The 21,846-nt window shown below is 30.0% G+C and carries 23 protein-coding genes; 6 read left to right on the top strand and 17 right to left on the bottom strand.

What is annotated here, in order from left to right; all coding sequences use genetic code 11:
* Positions 1–53 precede the first annotated feature (53 nt).
* The 12 genes from mrdA to AJN64_RS04440 all read right to left on the bottom strand — a co-directional run bounded on the left by mrdA (position 54) and on the right by AJN64_RS04440 (position 10,829).
* Positions 54–1,859 (bottom strand): penicillin-binding protein 2, encoded by a 1,806-nt coding sequence (gene mrdA / locus AJN64_RS04495; RefSeq protein WP_052949642.1) that lies wholly within the window; start codon positions 1,857–1,859, stop codon positions 54–56.
* Entirely contained in the window at positions 1,860–2,354 is a 495-nt protein-coding gene (locus tag AJN64_RS04490; protein ID WP_002855248.1) for a membrane protein, read from the bottom strand. It lies immediately after the preceding gene.
* A complete protein-coding gene (gene yihA, locus AJN64_RS04485) occupies positions 2,351–2,947 on the bottom strand; it encodes a ribosome biogenesis GTP-binding protein YihA/YsxC (protein WP_002871338.1) in 597 nt (198 codons plus the stop codon). Before yihA ends, AJN64_RS04490 begins: the two co-directional genes overlap by 4 nt.
* On the bottom strand, positions 2,944–3,405 hold the full coding sequence (locus tag AJN64_RS04480) for an LptA/OstA family protein (protein ID WP_002871339.1): 462 nt from the start codon (positions 3,403–3,405) through the stop codon (positions 2,944–2,946). Before AJN64_RS04480 ends, yihA begins: the two co-directional genes overlap by 4 nt.
* Positions 3,387–3,902, bottom strand: coding sequence for a hypothetical protein (locus AJN64_RS04475; RefSeq protein ID WP_002871340.1), 516 nt, complete (start codon positions 3,900–3,902; stop codon positions 3,387–3,389). The genes AJN64_RS04480 and AJN64_RS04475 overlap by 19 nt, the downstream gene beginning before the upstream one ends.
* Positions 3,893–4,381, bottom strand: a complete 489-nt coding sequence (locus AJN64_RS04470; protein WP_052949640.1) for an HAD-IIIA family hydrolase — start codon at positions 4,379–4,381, stop codon at positions 3,893–3,895. The genes AJN64_RS04475 and AJN64_RS04470 overlap by 10 nt, the downstream gene beginning before the upstream one ends.
* 5 nt (positions 4,382–4,386) lie before the next feature.
* Positions 4,387–5,214, bottom strand: coding sequence for a septal ring lytic transglycosylase RlpA family protein (locus tag AJN64_RS04465; protein WP_053872258.1), 828 nt, complete (start codon positions 5,212–5,214; stop codon positions 4,387–4,389).
* Complete coding sequence (locus tag AJN64_RS04460) at positions 5,174–6,292, bottom strand: lytic transglycosylase domain-containing protein (protein ID WP_052858977.1); 1,119 nt, start codon at positions 6,290–6,292, stop codon at positions 5,174–5,176. Before AJN64_RS04460 ends, AJN64_RS04465 begins: the two co-directional genes overlap by 41 nt.
* Positions 6,292–7,107: a TatD family hydrolase gene (locus tag AJN64_RS04455; RefSeq protein ID WP_002852210.1), complete on the bottom strand. Its 816-nt coding sequence runs from the start codon at positions 7,105–7,107 to the stop codon at positions 6,292–6,294. Before AJN64_RS04455 ends, AJN64_RS04460 begins: the two co-directional genes overlap by 1 nt.
* Positions 7,098–8,342, bottom strand: coding sequence for a bile resistance response regulator CbrR (gene cbrR / locus AJN64_RS04450; protein ID WP_044780550.1), 1,245 nt, complete (start codon positions 8,340–8,342; stop codon positions 7,098–7,100). Before cbrR ends, AJN64_RS04455 begins: the two co-directional genes overlap by 10 nt.
* Positions 8,343–8,445: 103 nt before the next feature.
* Complete coding sequence (locus AJN64_RS04445) at positions 8,446–9,969, bottom strand: AAA family ATPase (protein WP_002861340.1); 1,524 nt, start codon at positions 9,967–9,969, stop codon at positions 8,446–8,448.
* Positions 9,969–10,829 (bottom strand): NAD(+) kinase, encoded by an 861-nt coding sequence (locus tag AJN64_RS04440; protein ID WP_053872257.1) that lies wholly within the window; start codon positions 10,827–10,829, stop codon positions 9,969–9,971. The genes AJN64_RS04445 and AJN64_RS04440 overlap by 1 nt, the downstream gene beginning before the upstream one ends.
* 90 nt (positions 10,830–10,919) lie before the next feature.
* Here AJN64_RS04440 and aspS point away from each other — a divergent pair, with 90 nt between their 5' ends.
* The 4 genes from aspS to msrA are packed head-to-tail and all read left to right on the top strand — an operon-like array spanning position 10,920 to position 14,312.
* A complete protein-coding gene (aspS, locus tag AJN64_RS04435; RefSeq protein WP_053872260.1) occupies positions 10,920–12,671 on the top strand; it encodes an aspartate--tRNA ligase in 1,752 nt (583 codons plus the stop codon).
* The gene (locus tag AJN64_RS04430; RefSeq protein WP_002855137.1) at positions 12,668–13,246 is read left to right on the top strand and encodes an adenylate kinase; all 579 of its coding nucleotides are present in this window, start codon (positions 12,668–12,670) and stop codon (positions 13,244–13,246) included. The genes aspS and AJN64_RS04430 overlap by 4 nt, the downstream gene beginning before the upstream one ends.
* Positions 13,247–13,255: 9 nt before the next feature.
* Complete coding sequence (gene ppa, locus AJN64_RS04425; protein ID WP_070292741.1) at positions 13,256–13,774, top strand: inorganic diphosphatase; 519 nt, start codon at positions 13,256–13,258, stop codon at positions 13,772–13,774.
* 40 nt (positions 13,775–13,814) lie between these two features.
* Positions 13,815–14,312, top strand: coding sequence for a peptide-methionine (S)-S-oxide reductase MsrA (gene msrA / locus AJN64_RS04420; RefSeq protein ID WP_002855174.1), 498 nt, complete (start codon positions 13,815–13,817; stop codon positions 14,310–14,312).
* Positions 14,313–14,487: 175 nt separating this feature from the next.
* Here msrA and AJN64_RS04415 read toward each other — a convergent pair whose 3' ends face one another.
* Genes AJN64_RS04415 through ilvC form a run of 5 tightly spaced genes read right to left on the bottom strand, consistent with a single transcriptional unit; the run spans position 14,488 to position 18,607 of the window.
* Positions 14,488–15,327, bottom strand: coding sequence for an RsmB/NOP family class I SAM-dependent RNA methyltransferase (locus tag AJN64_RS04415; RefSeq protein WP_083271916.1), 840 nt, complete (start codon positions 15,325–15,327; stop codon positions 14,488–14,490).
* A gap of 28 nt (positions 15,328–15,355) precedes the next feature.
* The gene (ruvX, locus tag AJN64_RS04410; protein WP_053872256.1) at positions 15,356–15,739 is read right to left on the bottom strand and encodes a Holliday junction resolvase RuvX; all 384 of its coding nucleotides are present in this window, start codon (positions 15,737–15,739) and stop codon (positions 15,356–15,358) included.
* Positions 15,736–16,509, bottom strand: a complete 774-nt coding sequence (locus tag AJN64_RS04405; RefSeq protein WP_053872255.1) for a DNA-processing protein DprA — start codon at positions 16,507–16,509, stop codon at positions 15,736–15,738. The genes ruvX and AJN64_RS04405 overlap by 4 nt, the downstream gene beginning before the upstream one ends.
* Positions 16,499–17,581 carry a divergent polysaccharide deacetylase family protein gene (locus AJN64_RS04400; protein WP_053872254.1) on the bottom strand — a complete coding sequence of 361 codons (1,083 nt, stop codon included), beginning with the start codon at positions 17,579–17,581 and terminating at the stop codon, positions 16,499–16,501. The genes AJN64_RS04405 and AJN64_RS04400 overlap by 11 nt, the downstream gene beginning before the upstream one ends.
* Positions 17,582–17,584: 3 nt before the next feature.
* Positions 17,585–18,607 carry a ketol-acid reductoisomerase gene (ilvC, locus tag AJN64_RS04395; protein WP_002861333.1) on the bottom strand — a complete coding sequence of 341 codons (1,023 nt, stop codon included), beginning with the start codon at positions 18,605–18,607 and terminating at the stop codon, positions 17,585–17,587.
* 118 nt (positions 18,608–18,725) lie between these two features.
* Between ilvC and AJN64_RS04390 the strand changes: the two genes are divergently transcribed.
* Positions 18,726–20,660 carry an RNB domain-containing ribonuclease gene (locus AJN64_RS04390; RefSeq protein ID WP_070292739.1) on the top strand — a complete coding sequence of 645 codons (1,935 nt, stop codon included), beginning with the start codon at positions 18,726–18,728 and terminating at the stop codon, positions 20,658–20,660.
* Positions 20,653–21,618, top strand: coding sequence for a DNA polymerase III subunit delta (locus AJN64_RS04385; RefSeq protein WP_053872252.1), 966 nt, complete (start codon positions 20,653–20,655; stop codon positions 21,616–21,618). Before AJN64_RS04390 ends, AJN64_RS04385 begins: the two co-directional genes overlap by 8 nt.
* The last annotated feature ends 228 nt before the right edge of the window (positions 21,619–21,846 follow it).

Raw genomic sequence — 21,846 nt, 5'->3', positions numbered from 1 at the left:
TTAAACCAATTGCTAAAAAAGTTTTTTTGAAAAACTCAATTTACAACTAAAAATTATTTAAAATATCCAAGTTCAATCATTTTTTGATAAATTTTAGCTACAGTTACCCCTGAAGTAATATTTCTCCCACCATGTTCCAAAAGAACGGTAACTACATATTTTGGCTTAGAATAAGGAGCATAAGAAGTAAGCCACGCATGAGATCTAGTATAATACTCAAATTGTTTTTCATCGACCCTATTTTTATCTGTTTGTGAAAATCCCACAACCTGAGCAGTTCCTGTTTTTGCTGCAACTTTCACATCAAGATTATGCAAATAACGATAAGAGGTTCCTCCTTGCTCATTAGCAACAGCATACATTGCATCTCTTATATAAGGCAATTGACTCTTTTCAAATAAAGTAAAAATTTCTTTTTTATTTTCATCCATTTGATTTTCTATAGTTGTATTATTATTTTCTATACTTTTTAAAAAATGAGGTATAACCTCTCCACCTTTTGCGATTTGAGCTGTATATCTAGCAATTTGCATAGGTGTTGCAAGAAAATTACCTTGACCTATAGCTGTATTTAAAGTATCACCTTGAAACCAAGATTGTCTATATCTTTGCATCTTCCATTCTTTGCTTGGTAAAGTCCCTACAAATTCACTAGGTAAATCTACCCCTGTTTTCGCTCCAAAGCCAATGCGAGATAAAGTTTCACTTATTTGATCGATTCCAACTTGCAAACTGCCATTATAAAAATAAACATCACAACTATATTTTATCGCATGTTTTAAATCCACAGGTCCATGGCCTGATCGATTCCAACATCTAAAAAACCTACCTCCAAGCTCAATGCTTCCATTGCAAACATATTGAGTCGACGGGCTAATATTTTTAGAATTTAAAAAAGAAAGCCCTACTCCCATTTTTACAACAGAACCTGGAGGATAATATCCATTTATAAGTTTATTTGTAAAAGGATGATCAAGACTATTTGAAAGCTCGTCCCAATCCTTAAAAGAGATCCCTGTTACAAAAGGATTAAGATCATATTCAGGGAAACTCCCTGCAGCTAAAATAGATCCATCATTTACATTCATAATTATAGCAGCTCCAGCATTCCCTTCAAACAATGAAGTTAAATAAGACTGAAGCTCTATATCTATCGTAAGTTCTATATCATTAGACATAGCAGGAGTGTAAGAAAGCTGTTCTACTTCTTGATTTAAGGCATTAACCTTATAAACCCTAGTTCCTTTTTCTCCTTGTAAAATATCATTATAATAGCGTTCTATACCGCTTTTTCCCGTATAGTTAGAAAGTTTTGCTATTTCATTTTCTTGAACATCTTGCAAATTTGCCTTACCTACATACCCAATAATATGCGAAGCCAATTTTCCAAAAGGATATTTTCTTTTTACAACAGGATCTATTTTTATTGTTTTATTAAGATTTAACTCTGAATAATGCGGAATAATCTCATCGTAAGGTATAAAATCTACAACTTTAATAAAATCTTGATTATAGTAAGAATCATTTCTCTTATAAATTTCTGCTAATTTACTAGCATTTAAATCAGGAAATAAATTTGCAAGTTCAGATAGTTCTTTATCTAGAATTCCTTTATTTGACTTTTTAATACTTAAATAAGGTTTAATAGAAATACTAAAACCCAAATCATTAATAGCCAATAAAGTTCCATTTCTATCTGTAATTTGACCCCTAACAGGTGCTAAAAATTCAGTTTTTATGGCATTTTGTTTAGCAAGTTCTTCATAATATACATTTGATTTTATACTCAAATAATACACACGACTTAATAAAAATATAAAAAACAATAGTATAAATCCAACAACTAAACGCATTCTCATTTAAATTTTACCTTTAAAAAACACATAAGCTAAACAACATTCTATAAAAACTGAAACAATATACGCCCATCCTAAAATTTTAATTTTTTCATCTCCAATATAAGACAATATCATATCCAAAAACAAAATAATGCCGTAAGCACAAAGCACAAAAACAACAGGGATAAATTTACCAATTTTTAAATTTGTCTTAATCCAATCTGCACAAAGATAATAAAAAATAAAAAATGCCAACCAAGATGAAAAAATAAAAAAATTATAAGTTATATCAGTAAAAAATAAAAAAAATAAAGAAAAATACCATCTAAAATCAAGCTTTGAAAAAGTTCTTTCTCTCTCTTCTAGTAAGCAAAACATATAACAGAAAAAAATCCCATAAAGTAACGGAGCATATATAAAAGTCGAACCAAGAATCTGATAGATTAGAAAAAAAAATCCTAAAAAGACATAAGCTCCATTAAATTTTGCTTTATAAGCACTTAAATTTCTTCTCATTTATCAAGACCTAAAGTTTGATTGATAATAATATCTTCTAAAGAATCAAGGCCAAATTTATTCAAATTTGAAACTAAAATAGAGTCTTTAAATTCATTTTTTAACTTAGCTTTTTCACTTTGATTTAATTTATCGCATTTGGTAAAAACTTTTAAAATTTTTTGATCAGGTCGTAAAAATCTTTTCAAATAGTCATTTAAATTTACATCGATCTCCAAATGAGTATGTCTTGAGTCGATTAAATGTATAAATAACTTTATCGAGGTTCTTAATTTTAAAAATTCATCTAAGTTTTGATTCCATATTGCTTTTAAATTTTTAGAAACCTTTGCATAACCAAACCCTGGCAAATCGATAAAATTGATATTAAATTTTTCTTCATTTCTTTTGCAAGTTACTTCGAAAAAATTTATAAGCTGAGTTTTTCCAGGAGTTGCCGAACTTTTGGCTAAATTTTTTTGTTTACACAAAGAATTGATTAAAGAACTTTTTCCGACATTGGAACGCCCCAAAAATGCTACTTCGCTAAAATTTGAGCTCAATTTCTCATCAAATTTCACTAAAGAAGTGATAAATTTAGCACTAATTATCATTTGTCTTTAAGATCAAACACAAAACGAGCAGGTTTTTGATCCTTACTCTCCACTCGATAAATATTAGCTTTTCTATCGACTATTATTTTATCACCAAAAAGTTTTTGATTACTTCCAAGCTCATTTATATAAGCATGACCATTAATCTCGTAAGTATCTTTAATAACATTATAAATAAATTTATCTCCACTACCTTTATAAGTTTTACCCTTTAAAACAATCTTAAACGTAGCATTTTGCATTGCTTCATAACGAATAGGTTTGCGATTTTTATCCGTATAAATAATCAATTTTTCAGAATTTAAAATATCATCACCCCTAATTACTTCTACATTTCCACTAAGAATACTTTCACCCTTATTTTCATCTGAGTAAAAATTTAAAGCTTTTACTTCAATTTGAGTTGCCCAAGTTACACTTACACAAGCTAACAATAAAATTATTTGTCTTGCAACCACGCATTTACTCCTTGGATATTTAAAATTTTGTTTTTTGTATCATAGTTTAAAGTATTTCCATTAATAATACTTCCATTGATCAGAGCTTTAAAATTAGTATTTGTGTGTAAAATTTTATCCTTAGGTTGGTATTCTACCTCTTGAGAAATAATTTTGACATTATTAGCACCTATATAAGTAACATTTCCTTCAAACAAAACCTTGTTCATATCTTTATTGAAAAACTCTAAACGATTCGCACTAAGATTAAAATCTAAATTTAAAGTAATAAAATCATTAAATTCATCTCTATCTGCATATCTCACCCAAGAATTTGCCTTATAATATGCCTTAATTGTACTAGCATTACTCTCATAAGCTTTCAAATTTTTAGCCTCAATATTTTTAAAATTTAAAGCATTAGTTTGCAAATTTAAAGAATACGGATCTTGCAAACTTAAAATCGTAAAAGTAATTGTAAAAAGAGCAATTAAAATTCCAAAAATTTTTATAGCCAAAGCCTATTCCATTCTTCTTTTAGATGATTTTTTTCTACTAAAATTTCTATCATCTGTGCTACAGCAGCCTTACCACCTTTTTTGCTAAGCACTATGTCTACATTTAAATCTTTATGACCATCTTTTGGCTTAAAACTAAGTCCTACGCTTTCAAGCAAAGCCTTATCGTTAAAATAATCCCCAATAGCCGCACACTGAGAAAAATCTAAATTAAGTTTTTGTAAAATTTCTTTTGCACAAGCTAACTTATCCTTGATGCCTTGATATAAAATTTCTATTTTTAAATCTTTAGCTCTTTTTTCAACACAAGGACAATTTCTACCTGTAATAATAGCAATTTTTTTACCAAGCTTTAGCCAAGCCTCGATAGCCGCTCCATCTTTTACATCAAATTCTTTAATAAATTCTCCATTAGAAGTATAAATAATCTTCCCATCAGTTAAACAGCCATCTACATCCAAAAAAATCAATTCTGTCATAATTTCTACTCTCTTACAACAAATGCACCTGCAAATGCACCACTTGCAGCAAAATCCCTTGCTTCATCTTCACTTCTAAAGCCTGTTAAGAAAACGCGATTTAATCCATCCACTGAGCTTGTGCGTATAGTAGAGCTATAAGTTCTATAAGTTTTATATCTTGCTGCTATCGTTTGTGCTCCAGCTGGGTTTTTAAAGGCTCCAATTTGAACCATGAAATTTCCACCTTCATAAATTTGTCCATTATTTGCAATCTCTCCACTATTTCCATAGTTTACATTAGAATGTACAATATTATTACCCGAATTACTTGATCCAAACCCTATAACCTCAAGCCTTACTGGAGCTGTTCCTGAAGCAATCATATCAATTTGACTGGCAGCTCCTTTTGATAAATCTATAATACGATTATTCACAAAAGGACCTCTATCATTTACACGAACGGTAACTTGACGATTGTTATTTAGATTGGTTACTTTTAAGATGGTATTCATAGGTAAAGTTTTATGAGCTGCGGTTAAAGCATTTTGATTATAGGTTTCACCATTAGAAGTTTTCTTGCCGTGAAAGCCTGGCCCATACCAACTCGCAATACCATCAGCAGTTTCGCCTACTGCTACAACAGTAGGATAATAAGTTTTGCCGTTGATAGTATAAGGCTTCATCGTTCCTTTAGTCCCTGAAGAACTAGGACTACTTTTAAAATCATTTGAAGGATAATACACTTGAGCATTATCCAAGCTAGAAAAAAAACTAGTGCCTAAACAACCACTAAAAAATAAAGCCCCCAAACTAACGGCTGACAACTTTAGTGTAATTGTTTTTATTCGCATTTTTATTCTCCTTGATTGGTATAATTAATTTTTGATTAATGCTAAGATGATTTTTTGCTATTTTATTGAATTCTCGAATTTCATCAACACTTATATTATAATTTTTTGCTATTTTATATAAAGAGTCACCAGACTTAACAATATAAGTTCTTGTCATAGGTATAGTTGTATCAACCTTCGCAAGTTTTTCTGCTTTAAAATTTTTATCAAAAAATGCTACTTTATTAAGTGGTATATACATATAATACCCTTTACCAGGAGGCGTAAAATTATGTTTAAATTGTGGATTATATTTCTTAAAAGTTGCAAGATCCATATTTAAATTTTTAGCTATTTCTTTTAAAGATGCAGAAGAAGGCACATCAACTTTTGCGAATTCGTTGCTTAAAGCATAATTCATTAAAGACGCATCTTTATCTAGTAAAAAATCCCTATCATTGGCTAAAAAAGCAAGCGTTAAAATTTTTCTTATAAAATTTCTAGTTTCTAAAGAAAGATATTTCTTATCAGGGTTCAATAAAACACTTAAATCATCACTTCCTGCTTGTTTGATAGCTTGTCTTAGTTTACCATTTCCGCAATTATAAGCTAAAAGCGCTAAATACCATTTGCCAAATTCTTCTTTTAACTCTTTTAAATAATTTGTAGCGGCATAAGTTGACTTGACCGGATCACGCCTTTCATCAACATAAGCATCAATTCTTAAACCCAAATTTCTAGCTGTTGGTTGCATAAATTGCCAAACCCCTACAGCCTTGGCATTAGAAACGCTATGAGTTTTCAAGCCTGATTCAACCATAGCTAGATACAAAATCTCATCAGGAACTTCCTGCTGGGCTAAAATTTTTCTTATCATAGGAGTAACTTTTGAAAAATTTTGCATACTATCTATTAAAGTTTGAGCGTGTTTTGATTTTATATCTTGTTGAGTTTGCACGAAAATCAAATCACTAATAAAACTTGGATTAATATCTAAATTTCTTAAAACATTCATTTGTCTTTCATAAAATTCAGGAGTATTAATTTGTGCAAAAAGAAAATTAAAACATATTAAAAAACACAATAAAATTTTTTTCATCAATAACCTTTAAAAAATAATTTTTCAGAATTATTAAAACAAATTTCTAGAAGCTCTTTTCTTGATAAATTCAATACTTCACACATTTTGTTTGCTACAAATTGAGTTAACAAAGGTTCATTTCTTTTACCGCGATAAGGCTCTGGAGTAAGATATGGAGCATCAGTTTCAAGTAGCAGTCTATCTTTTGGAATTTTAGGTAAAATTTCAACTAATTTCTTAGCATTTTTAAAAGTTAAAACTCCTCCAATACCAAAATAAAATCCATCTTCAAAAAGAGTTAGCAAATGTTCGCTTGCATTAAAGCAGTGTAAAACTCCTCCTACAAGATCCTTAGAATACCCATGTAAAATCTCATAAGTATCATGATTTGCTTCTCTTGAGTGAATGATAACAGGTTTTTTAAATTCAATAGCAAGTTCAAGCTGTGCGATAAAAATCTTTTTTTGATTTTCTTTTTCTTTTTGAATTTCTTCAGCAAGATCACTTTTAAAACGAAAATAATCAAGCCCACATTCACCTACAGCTACACACTTTTCATCGCATAAATACTGCCTTAAAATTTTCTCATCATAATTATCAATTTCATAAGGATGCACCCCTGCTGCAAAAAAAATATTTTTATATTTATGAGCAATTGTAGCTGCATAGGGCAAATCTTTTATATCAGCACCAGGTATGATGATTTTCTCTATACCATTTTTAAAAGCACGATTTAAAGTTTCATCTAAATCATCTTTAAATGCTTCACTGTCTAGATGGCAATGCGTATCAACAATCCTTAAACCATCTTGAAAATCAAGATTTAAGAACATACTTCAACTCTATCCTTGCCATTATCTTTTGCTTGAGACAATATTTTACTTGCTTTATCAACCAAAGAATCAATCTTATCTCCACTTTTTCCAAAAACCACGCCTATAGAAGCTGTAAAAAAGATTTCATCTAAATTAACCAAAACACCAGCCTTTTTTATATTTACTCGTATACGAGAAAAGATTTTAATCGCTCTTTCTTGGGATATATTTTTAAGTAAAATACAAATTTTTTCTGCACTATATCTACCTACAAGATCTCTTCCTTTAGTTTCATTAACTATTTCATTAGCGCAGATTTTAATTACTTCATCACCAACTTCACGGCCGTATTCATCGTTAATCATTTGAAGATTATCTATATCTAAGAAAGCAAAAGCAAATTCCTCGTCTTTTGTCGCTATTTCATTAAAATAATCATCTATTCCATCGATTAAGGCATTATAATTTTTAACCCCAGATACAGGATCTAAAACATTATAAGTGCTTAAAAATTTTTTATCATCCATATAAGATAAACAACGATCTAAGCGGCAATTAAAGCTTTCTTTGCTTAAAGGCTTGAACAAATACTCATTAACTCCATTTTTAAAAGAATTCGCTTCAAATGAATCATTATGATCCCCCAAAAGAATCACACCTAATTCATCATCACTAAAACGCTCTCTTACTTGAGTTAAAAGCTCAAAACCACTAATTACTGGCATATTGACATCTGCTATAATAAGCTTAACATCATTATTATCATTTAAATAACTCATTGCTTCTTCACCATGAGCTGCAGCTAAAACATTAAATTGTCTTTGAGTAAGTATTTTTTTAATTTCATTACGTTCAGGTAGCTTGCTCATAGCTAAAATCACTTTAGTTTTTGCATATTGATTAAGTTTTATAATAGAACTAATAATCTCATCAATGCAAGTTTCACTTTCTTTAAAAATATAATCTAATATATCTTTATCCATAAATTTTTCTTTAGTAGCCTTATCACCACTAGCCGTAAGAACAATAGCAGGAATTTTCTTTTCTATAACATAATCCACAACTTCACCATTTGGGGCATCCGGTAAACATAAATCTACAAAAGCTAAAAAATAATTATTGTTCATTAACTCCTTGGCTTCAGCAAAACCAAAAGCAATATCTACCTCATAATCTAAAGTCATTTGAATTTTTTTAGCTAAAAGTTTGCCGAGCATTTTATTATCATCAATAATTAAAATTTTCTTATTCATAGTGTGTAAAATACCTTTATATCTAAAATTTTTAATATATTTATTTCAAAAGAAAGGAAATTTTATAGTTATATATTTTAACATAGTAAAATAAAAAATCCGCTTAATTCTTAAACAAGGTCTTAGCAAATTCGATTGCTTCATCACTAACAAGCTCTCCACTTACCATCCTAGCAAGCTCTTTAATTCTTTCTTTTTGATCAAGCTTTTTTACCTTACTTTCTTCGCCATTTTTTTCAACTAAAAAATGATTATGTGCCTTAGAGGAAAGTTGGGGTAAATGAGAAATAGCAAAAATTTGATAAAACTTAGAAAGCTCCTCTAAAACCTTAGCTATACTCATAGCCTCTTTTCCACTTAAATTTGCATCGATTTCATCTAAAAATAATATCCCTTTACCTGCATTTAAAATTTTACATTCTGTAGCTATAAAAGCAAGTCTTAAGCGATTTAATTCACCTGAACTTAAATTTTTTAAATGAGCTAAATTAATATCTAGCATTATCTCATCTTTGCCTAAAATTGAAATTTTTCCACTTTCTTTAAGCGTCAAACTTGCATCTTTCATATAAAGTTCTTTAAGATAATTATTTAAACATTTTTCTAATTTTTTAAGGTTTTTCTTTCTTGTTTGAGTTAAAATTTGTGCTTTTTCTTCTAATTTTTGTTTTGATTCTTGAAATTTTTTTTCAAGTTCTTTTTTTTCAAAACTTAAATTTTCATAATGTTCTAGTTCATGTTTTTTTTGTTTTAAAACTTCTAAAGCATTTTCTATGCTTTCATAACGCTTGATGAGATAGGATAAATTTTCAATGCGATCTAAAAGTGTCTCCACATCAAAATCCAAATCTTCCATTTTTTGATTTTCACAAATCACACGCAATTCATTTAAACATTCACTAAAAAAACTCGCATCAACTTCGCTTAAATTTAAAGCTTCAATAACAACTTTTTCAAGCTCAAAAATACGCTCTGCCTTACTCCAAGCTTCTTCTAATTTATCTTTTTTAGAAAGCTTCTTTTTAAGTATTAAAAGCTCTTCATACTCGCCTATTTTAGGATTAATGCTTGAAATTTTTTCAATTTGCACTCTAGCTAATTCTTTTAATTCTTCTACTTTTTTTTCTTCTTCTAAAATTGCATTAAGCTCATTAGAAATTTGACTATAAGCATTAAAATCTTTTTTAAAATCTTCCAAAAAGGAAACAAAATTTGTATTTTCTTGCATTTCCAAGGCATCTAAGAGATTTAAAAATTTTTCATTTCCAAATTCGTTATTTTCCTTTGCGCTTAAATACTTAATAAAAGTTTTACTTAAATTTTGCAAACTTTTTTTCGCTATGCTTTGATTGTTAATAAAATATTTTGTGTTTTTTTCTTTTAAAAGCTTAAAAACATTCTCCTCTTCGCTTTCTATGCCAAAACTTTCTAAATCTAATTTATCATCTAGTTCTATTTCAACAATTTTAGCCTCACTTTCACTCAAAGAAAATGCGGATAAAATTCCTTTAAACAAGACCGATTTTCCAGCTCCACTTAACCCTGTAAAAACGGTAAGTCCTTTAGAAATTTCAAGCTCAGCCTTTTTAAAACCAAGATTTTCTTTCATAAAAATTCTATTTATCATCAATTTCCCCAGTGTAATTTTTCTTTTAAAATTTGAAAATAATCTCTATTTTTTGGGTGAATTAAAGCCACATTTTTATTACTTAAACCCACTTTTATACTTTTAAAATTATTCATTTTATAATTTTCTTGCCCATCAATGCAAAGTATGCAATCCTTTGCCATAATCTCTATTTCAAAACCTTTTGGCAAGACAATAGGGCGTTGTGTCAAAGAATGAGAACAAACAGGAGTTAAGATAAAAGCTTGAGCTAAAGTATAAACTATGGGCCCATTTGCACTTAAATTATAAGCTGTTGAACCCGCAGGAGTTGCAACAATAAGCCCATCTCCAAAATATTCATTAAATTTCTTTTCTTTTCTAAAAACTTCTATATGAGCCATAGAAGCTTGATTATTTTTACTAATAACCACATCATTAAAAGCCAATTTTTCTAAAATTTTTCCTTGCTTATCTTCTAAAAAAACACTTAACAAATAAGGCTTTTCTATTCTAAATTCTCCTTGAAAAAAAGCTTGAAAAAAATTTTCAGCTTCATCAACTTTAAAATCTGTTAAAAAACCTAAATGCCCAGCATGAATTCCTAAAACTGCTTTATCATATTCACAAGCTTTACGGCATAAAGAAATCAAAGTTCCATCTCCACCTAAAGAAATAACAAAATCGGATATTTTAAACAAATCATCCAATCCATACTTTGGCAAATCTAAAATTTCAGAACTTTCTTTAAACAATACAAGTTCAACTTTATATATAGATAAAATCGATTGAAGTTTTAAAATTTCCTTATCTAAACTCACATTGGGTCGTGTAACAAGTCCAATTTTTTTAATATTTTTATGATCTATTTTATTTTGCATAAAAAATTATATCAAATCTTAGCAAAGCAAAAGAATAAAAATACTATAATTTTGCTCATTATCTTAAAAAATCTTTTTCAAGGAATAAATTTGCGAAGTCATTATAATACAGACTTGGGAATTTCCCATGTTGGTCAAAGCGTTAAACTTTGCGGTTGGGTAAATAGCTACCGCGATCATGGTGGAGTTATTTTTATAGATTTAAGAGATAGAAGTGGTATTATCCAACTTGTTTGCGATCCAAATGATAGTAAAGAAGCTCATGAAATTGCTTCCAATGCAAGAAATGAATTTGTACTTATTGCAGAAGGTGCTATTCGTCCGCGTGGCGAAGGACTTGTAAATCCTAAATTAAAAACAGGAGAAATCGAAGTAGTTGTTTCTAAACTTACCATAGAAAATGAAAGTGCCGTGCCTCCTTTTGCTATCGCTGATGAAAGTGTAAATGAAGAATTACGTTTAAAATATCGCTTTTTAGATTTAAGAAATCCTAAACTTTATGAAAATTTTGCCCTGCGTTCTAAAGCTTGTATAGCAGCTAGAAATTCTTTGGCAAATATGGGATTTTTAGAAGTTGAAACCCCTATTCTTACCAAAGCTACTCCTGAAGGCGCAAGAGATTATCTCGTGCCTTCTCGTGTGCATCAGGGTGAATTTTATGCTCTTCCGCAAAGCCCTCAGCTTTTCAAACAACTTTTAATGTGTAGCGGTTTTGATCGTTATTTTCAAATCGCAAAATGTTTTAGAGACGAAGATTTAAGAGCTGATCGCCAACCTGAATTCACACAAATTGATGTTGAAATGAGTTTTTGTGAACAAAAAGATGTGATCAATGTAGCCGAAACTTTTTTAAAAGATATTTTCAAAGCTTGCGGCAAAGAAATTCAAACCCCTTTTAGGCAAATGCAATACAAAGACGCTATGGAGAATTATGGCTCTGATAAGCCAGATTTAAGATTTGATCTTAAATTTATTGATGTGATTGATATTTTTGCTAAGTCAAATAATGAAATTTTTGCAAATATTGCCAAAGATACAAAGAAAAATCGCATCAAAGCCATACGTGTTCCAAAAGGCGATACTATTTTTTCAAAAAGACAAATGCAAAGATTTGAAGAATTTGTGCGTAAATTTGGTGCCCAAGGCTTAGCTTTTATACAAGTTAAAGAAGATGGGCTTAAAGGTCCACTTTGCAAATTCTTTAGCGAAGAAGATTTAAATGAGCTAAGCAAACGCTGTGAGCTTGAAGTAGGAGATGTGGTATTTTTCGGTGCAGGAGCTAAAAAAACCGTGCTTGATTATATGGGAAGATTTAGAATTTTCTTAGCCAACGAGTTAAATCTTATAGATCCAAATGCCTTAGAATTCTTATGGGTTGTTGATTTTCCTATGTTTGAGCAAAATGATGACGGAAGTTATTCTGCGATGCACCATCCTTTTACTATGCCAAAAAATATCAATGAAGCTGATTTAGAAGAAATTTCATCTATCGCTTATGATGTAGTACTAAACGGCGTTGAGCTAGGTGGAGGTAGTATAAGAATCCATAAAAACGATATTCAGCAAAAAGTATTTAAACTTTTAAATATAGATGAAGAACAACAAAAAGAAAAATTTGGTTTCTTGCTTGATGCTTTAAGTTTTGGTGCTCCACCACATGGAGGTATTGCTATAGGACTTGATAGACTCATCATGCTAGTTACAGGAGCAAACAGCATAAGAGAGGTTATAGCCTTTCCAAAAACCCAAAGAGCGCAATGCTTAATGACAGATGCACCATCACCTGCTAACAATGAAGCAATGAGAGAATTAGGAATCAAATTAAGGGAGAATATAAAATGAAAGAATTGTTTTTAATCATAGGTGCACCAGGTAGTGGAAAAACTACCGATGCTAGTTTAATCGCACAAGCAGATGCGACAAATATCACACACTATTCAACAGGCGATCTTTTAAGAGCTGAAGTAGCAAGCGGGAGTGAACTTGGAAAAACTATAGATAGTTTTATATCCAAAGGCAATCTTGTTCCTTTAGATGTTGTTGTAAATACTATAGTTTGCGCACTAAAAGCTGCTCCAACTAAAACTATCATCATCGATGGCTATCCAAGAAGCGTAGAACAAATGATGGAATTTGACAAGGTTTTAAGTGAGCAAAATGAAATTTGTCTTAAAGGTGTCATAGAAGTAAGAGTAAGCGAAGAAGTTGCCAAAGAAAGAGTTTTAGGCAGAAATCGTGGTGCAGATGATAATGAAGAAGTATTTTACAATAGAATGAAAGTTTATACAGAACCTTTAAATGAAATTTTAGATTTTTATCAAAAGAAAAAACTTCATTTTATTATCGATGGGGAACGCACTATCGAACCTATCGTTGCAGACATGAAAGAACTGATTAAAAAAATTCAAAGTATATAAGGAGAAAAAATGGATTTAAGCAAAATCAAAATCGGAGATATTCCAAATAAAATCAATGCCGTAATCGAAATTCCATACGGCTCAAACATAAAATATGAAATCGATAAAGATAGTGGTGCTATCATAGTAGATCGCGTTATGGCTAGTGCGATGTTTTACCCAGCAAACTATGGTTTTATTGCCAATACTTTGGCTGATGATGGTGATCCTGTGGATATTTTAGTGCTTAATGAATATCCTATCCAAGCTGGAGCCGTGATTCCTTGCCGCTTAATCGGTGTTTTAATCATGGAAGATGAAAGCGGAATGGATGAAAAACTTCTTGCGGTTCCAAATTCAAAAATAGATGCAAGATATGATAATATAAAAACTTACACAGATTTGCCACAAGCAACTTTAAATAAAATCAAAAATTTCTTTGAAACTTATAAAATTTTAGAACCAAATAAATGGGTTAAAGTACAAGATTTTAAAGATGAAAAAGCTGCAATTGAAATTTTAGAAAAAGCAATCAAAAACTACAAATAATCCTAGCCCTTCAAAGGGCTAAACTCAAGGAAAACTCGCAATGAAAAATATCGTTTTAGGTGGTGGTTGTTTTTGGTGTGTTGAAGCCGTATTTGAACGCCTAAAAGGTGTAATCGATACTGAAGTTGGATATAGCGGAGGAAATCCAAATCCTAGCTATGAAAGCGTGTGTAATGGTGATGGTAACATAGAAGTTGTCAAAATAAATTACGATGAAAAACAAATCTCTCTTCTTGAAATCTTAACACTCTTTTTTAAAATTCATGATCCAACAAGTATAGATAAACAAGGTGGAGATATTGGTATACAATATCGCTCAATAATCTTTTACGAAAATGAAGAAGATAAAATTTTAGCTCAAAATTTCATCGAAGAACAGCAAAAAATATTTAGCAAAAAAATAGTTACTAAAATTTCAAGATTGCAAACTTACTACAAAGCTGAAAACTATCATCAACATTATTTTATAAATAATCCCAATCAAGGATATTGTCAAGCTGTAATAGCTCCAAAACTGCAAAAAATACAATCAGACTAATTTCATCTTTTTAAGGTTAAAAAAATTTCAACTTTATTCACAGCCTTTTCACGCTGTGATTTTCTTTTCAAAGTACTTAAAAATAGAACTTTAAGCTTTAAAATAAAGAAAAAATTATTTATTGTTTTTTAAGTTTTTTTATGAATTTGTATTTAAATGTGAATAATTTTATCAATTAACATAATTTCCTAAGCTTAGCTATAAAAAATCCATCATAGTCTAAGCTTGGTAAAATCCGTCTGCATTTTGAAATTTCAGCAAATTCTTCACTTTGCCCTGCTTTAGCCTCAACATTTTCCAAATCAATATCTAAAAGCTCTAATTTAAACTCGCTTTTTAAAGCATTCTCTATCACTTCTTCATTTTCTTCTTTGGTAAAGGTGCAAGTACTATATACAAGCTCTCCGCCTATTTTTAATGCCTTTAAAGCAGAATGTAGAAGTTTTTTTTGAGTTTTTGCAATATTTTTGATTTCTTTATAACTTTTTTCCAAATCAAAACCTATTTTAGCAAAAGTTGAACAAGGTGCATCAAGTAAAATTTTATCAAATTTTAAAGGACATAAATTGCCTATATTTTTACCATCTTTCATAAAAACTTTAGCATTCACGCCGTAATTTTTAAGATTTTTTTGCAAAATAAAAAATCTATCCCTACTCATCTCATTGCAAGCTAAATAACCTGTATTTTGCATAAAATTTGCAAAATTGATACTTTTACCACCCGGAGCTGCACACATATCAAGAACACTTTGCCCTGCTTTAACTTCTAAATTTAAAGCACACAAATAAGAAGAATAATTTTGCATATAAAAGTACGCTTCATTAAAAACTTTCATAGAACTTAAGATGGCTTTATCTTTGGCGTCAAACAAATAACAATAAGCATTGATCTTTTTAAATTTTAAATTTTGTTTTAAAAATTCTTTTTCTAATTCTTCAGTGCTAATTTTTAAAGTATTTGCAAATACGCAAACATTTTTTTCTTGAGTAAAAGAAGATAAAATATTTTGCATTTCATCTTTGGTATAAAGTTTTTCTATTCTAGAGAGCAAAATAATCCTTTATCATGATAAAAGCAGCCAAAGAGTCTAATTTACCATCTTTTTTGTGTGTATTTGCTATGCCGTATCCTAAAGCTTCTTTACTTGTTCCGCTTTCATCTACAAAGCAAATTTCTTTATCAAATTCAAGCAAAGAAACAAAATGCTTAATGCGTCTTGTCATTTCTTCTTCACTTGACCCACCCTTAGGAATACCTACAATGAGTAAAGAAATTTCATGTATTTTAAGTAAATTTTTAATTTCATTAGCGGCTTGATTGCGATTTTTTCTTAAAACTGCATCTAAAGGCAAAGCGATCTTTTTATCTACGCAAAGTGCTACACCTATGCGTTTTAAACCTACATCTAAAGCCAAAGCTCTCATACTAAAACCCTTATAAAAAGCCCTTCTATGGAAATTTTTCCTTCAAGTTCGTATTCATAAACTTTTTGTCCATAAATTTTTAAAGCCTCATCAACACTCACACCTTTTTTACAAAACTCTAAAAATTCATCTTGATTTATATCTATATTTGCAAACTCACTTACAAATTCTTTAAAATCACAGATTAACTTTGCTTTATTTTCCTTTAAAAGCAAATTAGACCCTGTGCTTTCTCCTAGTCTTTGCGGTAAAACATATAAAGGCTTATTAAGCTCTAAAGCAAGCCTTGCACTTTGCATAGAACCACTTTTTATATCTGCTTGTGCAACCACAACAGCCTTACTTAAAGCAATAACCAAACGGTTTCTTAGTAAAAAGTCATAATTTTTTGGCAAATAATCATCTTCGTATTCGCTTAAAGCTAAAGCATTTTCATAAATTTGTTTAATGATTTTTTCATTAGTTCTTGGGTAAATTTGTTCCAAACCATTAGCAAAAATACCTATAGTATTTGGCATAGCTGCCATACTTGCAGTGATATCCACACCTAAAGCACCGCCACTTACCACGCAAAGATGGGTATTTTTAAGCATACTCGCTAAGGAAAAAACACAATTTTTCGTATAAACACTCATACGCCTTGAACCTATAATAGCGATTTTATCTTGTCTTAATAAAGATAAATTTCCTTTGTAGTGTAATTTTTTAGGAGGCTTTTTTAAATCTTTAAAAAGTTTCAAAAATTCATCAGGCAAAATTTCACTTGCCATAAATTTCACTCAAATACACAAGATCAACGCCTTTTAACAAATCCTTACTTTGCTCTAAAGCTTTAAAAGTATTTTTCCTAGGATGTCCTATGGCTATAACAAAACCTTTTTTTTGTGCAAGTTTTACTGCACTTTCAAGTTGTTTTTTAACATAATTAACATCATCTTCATTATCCAAAAACACATCTCTTTGTATATAAGGCATACTGAGTTCTTTAGCGATTTTATTTGCCTTAGAATTTCCTATAGTTTTAGAATCTACAAAAAATATATTTTGATTTTTTAAAGCCTCGTAAAGCTTTCTCATAGCTTCTTCATTGCTTGTAAATAAACTTCCTGTGTGATTATTGATATATCTTAAATCCTTAAAATCTTTTTTAATTTGCTTGATTTTTTTAAAAATTCTTTCTTTGCTATCATTTGGATTTAAAGTATCAAGCTCGGGTTTATTGTAATTAATCGCTGCTAAAGGTAAATGCACCATATAAAAATCAAATTTTAAAGCAAGTTTTGGCGTTTCGCTATGGTTTTTATCTGGCGGAAAAAAAGAAGGATTTAACTTTAAATTTAAAGCTTTTAAACCTCTAACCTGAATTGCATTTGCCATATCATCGATAATAATAGCAAGTTTTGGTTTTTTAGAAATTTTATTTAAATGAATATCTTCATCAAAAGTTAAATTTTGATCTTGGGTTAAATTTGTATCTTTTGGAATAAAATTTTGTTCTAAACTCTGATTTTGCTCTAAACTTAAATTCTGCTCCACGCTGCTTAAATTTTGCTCATTTAAACTTGTATTTAAATCATCAATTTCTTGAATTTTTTGCTCTAAAATACTTACAGATTTATTATTATCAAACTCATTCTCTTGAAAAATACCAATTTCATAATGATCTTTGTTTAATGAAATTAAATCTTCTTGTTTATCAACAAAATAATCCGGCTTAACAGAAGAAACATCTTGGGAATTTTGATATTTTACTAAAATTCCCAAAGCTAAAGCTATACAAAGTAAAAAAAGTATAGCTATGATTAAATAACGCTGAATTTGAACTAATTTTTTCTTTGACAATGTTTAGTTCTTATCTTTATCTACTAATTTTTTAGCACTGATCCAAGGCATCATAGCACGCAAATTGCGTCCTGTTTTTTCTATCAAAGAATCATTCATATTTTTGCGTTCTGCATGCATTCTAGCAAAACCTGCACGGCGTTCTAAGATAAAATCTTTTGCAAAAACACCATTTTGTATATCTTTTAAAACACCTTTCATCGCTTTTTTAGTCTCTTCAGTAATAATCTTTGGCCCTGTGATGTAATCGCCGTATTCTGCAGTATTTGAGATAGAATAACGCATATCTGCAATACCACCTTGATAAATCAAATCCACAATGAGTTTCATTTCATGCAAACACTCAAAATAAGCCATTTCAGGTTCATAACCTGCTTCAACTAAAGTCTCAAAACCTGCTTGAATCAAAGCACTAAGTCCACCACAAAGCACGGCTTGTTCACCAAAAAGATCTGTTTCTGTTTCAGCTTTAAAGGTTGTTTCTATAATACCTGTGCGTCCGCCCCCAATCGCACTCGCATAACTTAAGGCTAAATTTTTAGCATTTTTACTTTCATCTTGATGAATAGCTATCAAGCAAGGAGTTCCACCACCTAAAGTAAATTCATTTCTTACTGTATGTCCTGGTGCTTTAGGTGCTATCATAATAACATCTACACCTTTTGGAACAACAATTTGACCATAGTGGATATTAAAACCGTGCGCAAAAGCTATAGCCTTACCTTCACTTAAATTTGGTTTTATTTCGACATTAAAAATATCTGCTTGAATTTCATCAGGAGCTAAAATCATAATCATATCTGCTGTCTTAGAAGCCTCACTTACACTCATTACTTCAAAACCAGCATTTTTTGCTTTAACAGCACTTACACTACCTTCGCGAAGTCCGATAATTACATTTACGCCATTATCTCTTAAATTCATCGCATGAGCGTGTCCTTGAGAGCCAAAGCCTATAATTGCTACTTTTTTTGATTTGATTAAATTTAAATCACAATCTTTATCATAATATACTGTAATAGCCATATTCACTCCTTAAAAATTCAAAAATTAAAGGTATTATTATAGCAATTAAAGTATAAATTTCATATTTTTTTTATAAACTTTATGTAAGAATTTTACAAAAAATCATAAAGTATCAAAAGTGAAAGAATTTTTAAACAGTCTTAGTTATGGCATTAGCTCTCACGAAGTAAGCAATGAATTTAAACAAATTTTAAGAGAGCTTTTAGCTAATCATATCATCAAAGAACACAAAAACAAATACTATCTTAACAATGGTTTTGCCTTTGGAGTACTTGATATTTCAAGCAAAGGCACAGGTTTTTTACAATGCTTTGATGAAAGTTTCAAAAAAGATCTTTTGATAGAAAACAAAAACCTAAAAGGTGCAAACTATAAAGATATAGTCGCAGTAAAACTTCTACCTTTAAAGAAAAAACGCCCCAGTGCAAAGGTAATTTTGGTTCTAAAAAGAGCCAATGAAACCTCTTTAGTGATCACCAAAAGGTATGGTGAAGCCGTACTTGGAATGAATATCAAAACAGGATTAAGCACTGCCTTAAAAGCTTCTCAAAAATCCTTAAAAGCACTACCTTTAGGAACAGTTTTAAAAATAGAAAATGAAAATAACAATATCATAGAAGTTTTAGGGCATATTGATGATGAAAGTATAGATGAAAAAATCTCCTTAGCTCTTTTTAATAAAAATAACGAATTTAGCGACGCTTGTATCAAAGAAGCCTTAGCAAACGGCGATAGTGTTGATGCGAGTATGTATGAAAATCGCATGGATTTAAGAGCCTTGCCTTTTTGCACTATAGATCCTATACATGCAAAAGATTTTGATGATGCGATTTATTTTGACACTCAAAAACGAGAAATTTATGTAGCTATTGCTGATGTTAGCGAATATGTTTATGCTTATAGTGCTATAGATAAAGAAGCAAGAAATCGTGGATTTTCTATTTATTTTCCACATATTGCTATACCTATGTTACCTCGTCCTTTAAGTGAAAATATCTGTTCTTTAAAACCTCATTTAGATCGCTTAGCGTATTGTTTTAAAATCACGCTCGATCATGAAAATAAAGTCATCAAAGAAGAACTTTTTGAAGGTATTATCAACTCAAAACGCCGTTTTAATTACGATGAAGTTGATGAAATTTTGGTACAAAAACCTGATTTAAAAGAACTTTCATGGCTTTATGAGCTTTTTGAAATCACAAAAAATTTACGCAAAATGCGTCTTAAAAATGCCTTTGAATTTCGCACCGAAGAATTAAGAATGAATTTAGATGAAAATTTAAGTCTAAAAAGCACAGTTTTTGAAAAAGACACACCTTCGCATAATTTGATCGAAGATTGTATGCTTTTAGCCAATAAAGCCGCAGCAAAACTCATAGATATAGGCGTTTTTAGAAATCACTTAAGTGCTGATACAAGAAAAATCGATAAACTTTTAAATGAATTACGCGAACTCGGAATCGATGTAAATTTTAAGCCCAATCTTCCTGAACTCATACGAGACATACAAGCTTTAGCCGATGAGTTAAATTTAAGAGCAGAAGTAGATAAACTCATCATCAAAGCACAAAAAAAAGCGGAATACTCTAGCGTAAATGCGGGACATTTTGGCTTAGGTTTTGATAAATACTCACATTTTACAAGCCCTATAAGAAGGTATTCTGATCTTATTTTACACAGACTTTTAAAAGCCAAACAAAAAAACGATGAAAAACTTTTTAATTATCTGCTTTTAAACATAGAAAGCACTTGCGAGAGTCTTAGTATGCTTGAAAGAGAGGCGGATAAGGTTGCTTTTGATTTTATGGATAGAAAATTTGCTAGATGGGCAGCTAAAAATATAGGCAAAAAATTTAAAGCTTTAGTTGTGCAAAATGATGGAGTTTGCATAGCCAAACTAGATGATGAAATCAAAGGAGCGGATATAATCCTTTATGATACGCGTGTAAATTTACTAGAAAGTGTTGAAGTGCAAATCATGGAAGCGGATATAGTTATGGCAAAAATTTATGCTAAAATCACCCAAAGACTTATAAAGGAAGAAAATGTATAGAAAAGAGCTTCAAACCCTACTTTCTAAAGATTCAATACCTAATTTTTTCTTTCTTTATGGAGCAGATAATTTTCAAAGCGAACTTTATGCTGAATTTATAAAAGAAAAATATAAACCCGATGAAACTCTAAAGCTTTTTTTTGAAGAATACAACTTCACTCATGCAAGTGATTTTTTAAGCACAGGATCGCTTTTTAGCGAAAAAAAATTACTAGAAATCAAAACTTCTAAAAAAATTCCAATAAAAGATCTTAAAATTTTAGTCGAACTTTGCAAAAACAATGCGAACAATTTCTTTCTTTTAGAACTTTATGATGAAAGTTCAAAGCAAAGCGACATAGAAAAAATTTTTTCTCCTCATTTTGTAAGATTTTTTAAAGCTAACGGAGCTAAAGAAGGCGTGGAGCTTTTAAGCATAAAAGCAAAACAACTAAGGGTTGAAATCACTCAAAATGCTTTATTTACTCTTTTTACAAGTTTTGATGAAAACTTGTATCTTGCTGCGAGTGAGCTTAATAAATTTAGTGGTTTAAGAGTAGATGAAAAAACCATAGAACAATACTGCTATAGTTTAAATACAGGAAGTTTTGAAAGCTTTTTTGAGAAAATTTTAAAAAAACAAGACTTTAAAAGCGAACTTGAAAAAATTTTAGATAATTTTAATGAAATTGCTTTAATCAACTCTTTATATAATTCTTTTTATCGTTTATTTAAAATCGCACTTTATGCTAAAATCAATGGCAAAATTGATTTTAAAGAGCTTTTAGGCTACACTCCACCCCCTCAAGTGGGACAAAATTTAAGCTCTCAAGCCTTTAGTTTAAAAATCGAACAATATAAAGAAATTTTCACTCTTTTACTTAAAAGCGAATACGAGCTTAAAACCAATTCTAAACTCGTAAAAAAAGAATTTTTGATTTCAAATTTACTTAAACTTGCAAGGATTTTAAAAAGTTAATTTTTAATCTTCAATCCTCTTCACTTCTTTTTAATCGTATTAAAATAATTTAAAATGATTGTATTGTTATAATCTTTGTTGAGTTTTTAAAATACTTTAAAAGAATGATTGCAATCTAAAAAGAGTTTAACAACCTTAAAAACATCCATCCTAATAATTTTAAAATTATCAGGATGAAATTTTTAACAAGTAGGAGAGTAAACTAATTAAACTAAGGTATGATCTTTT

The organism is Campylobacter sp. BCW_4332 (genome assembly GCF_001763175.1).
In the GTDB taxonomy this organism is placed as follows: domain Bacteria; phylum Campylobacterota; class Campylobacteria; order Campylobacterales; family Campylobacteraceae; genus Campylobacter_D; species Campylobacter_D jejuni.
Note: the sequence above shows the minus strand (reverse complement) of the source record. Positions and strands in the feature narration are given on the sequence as shown.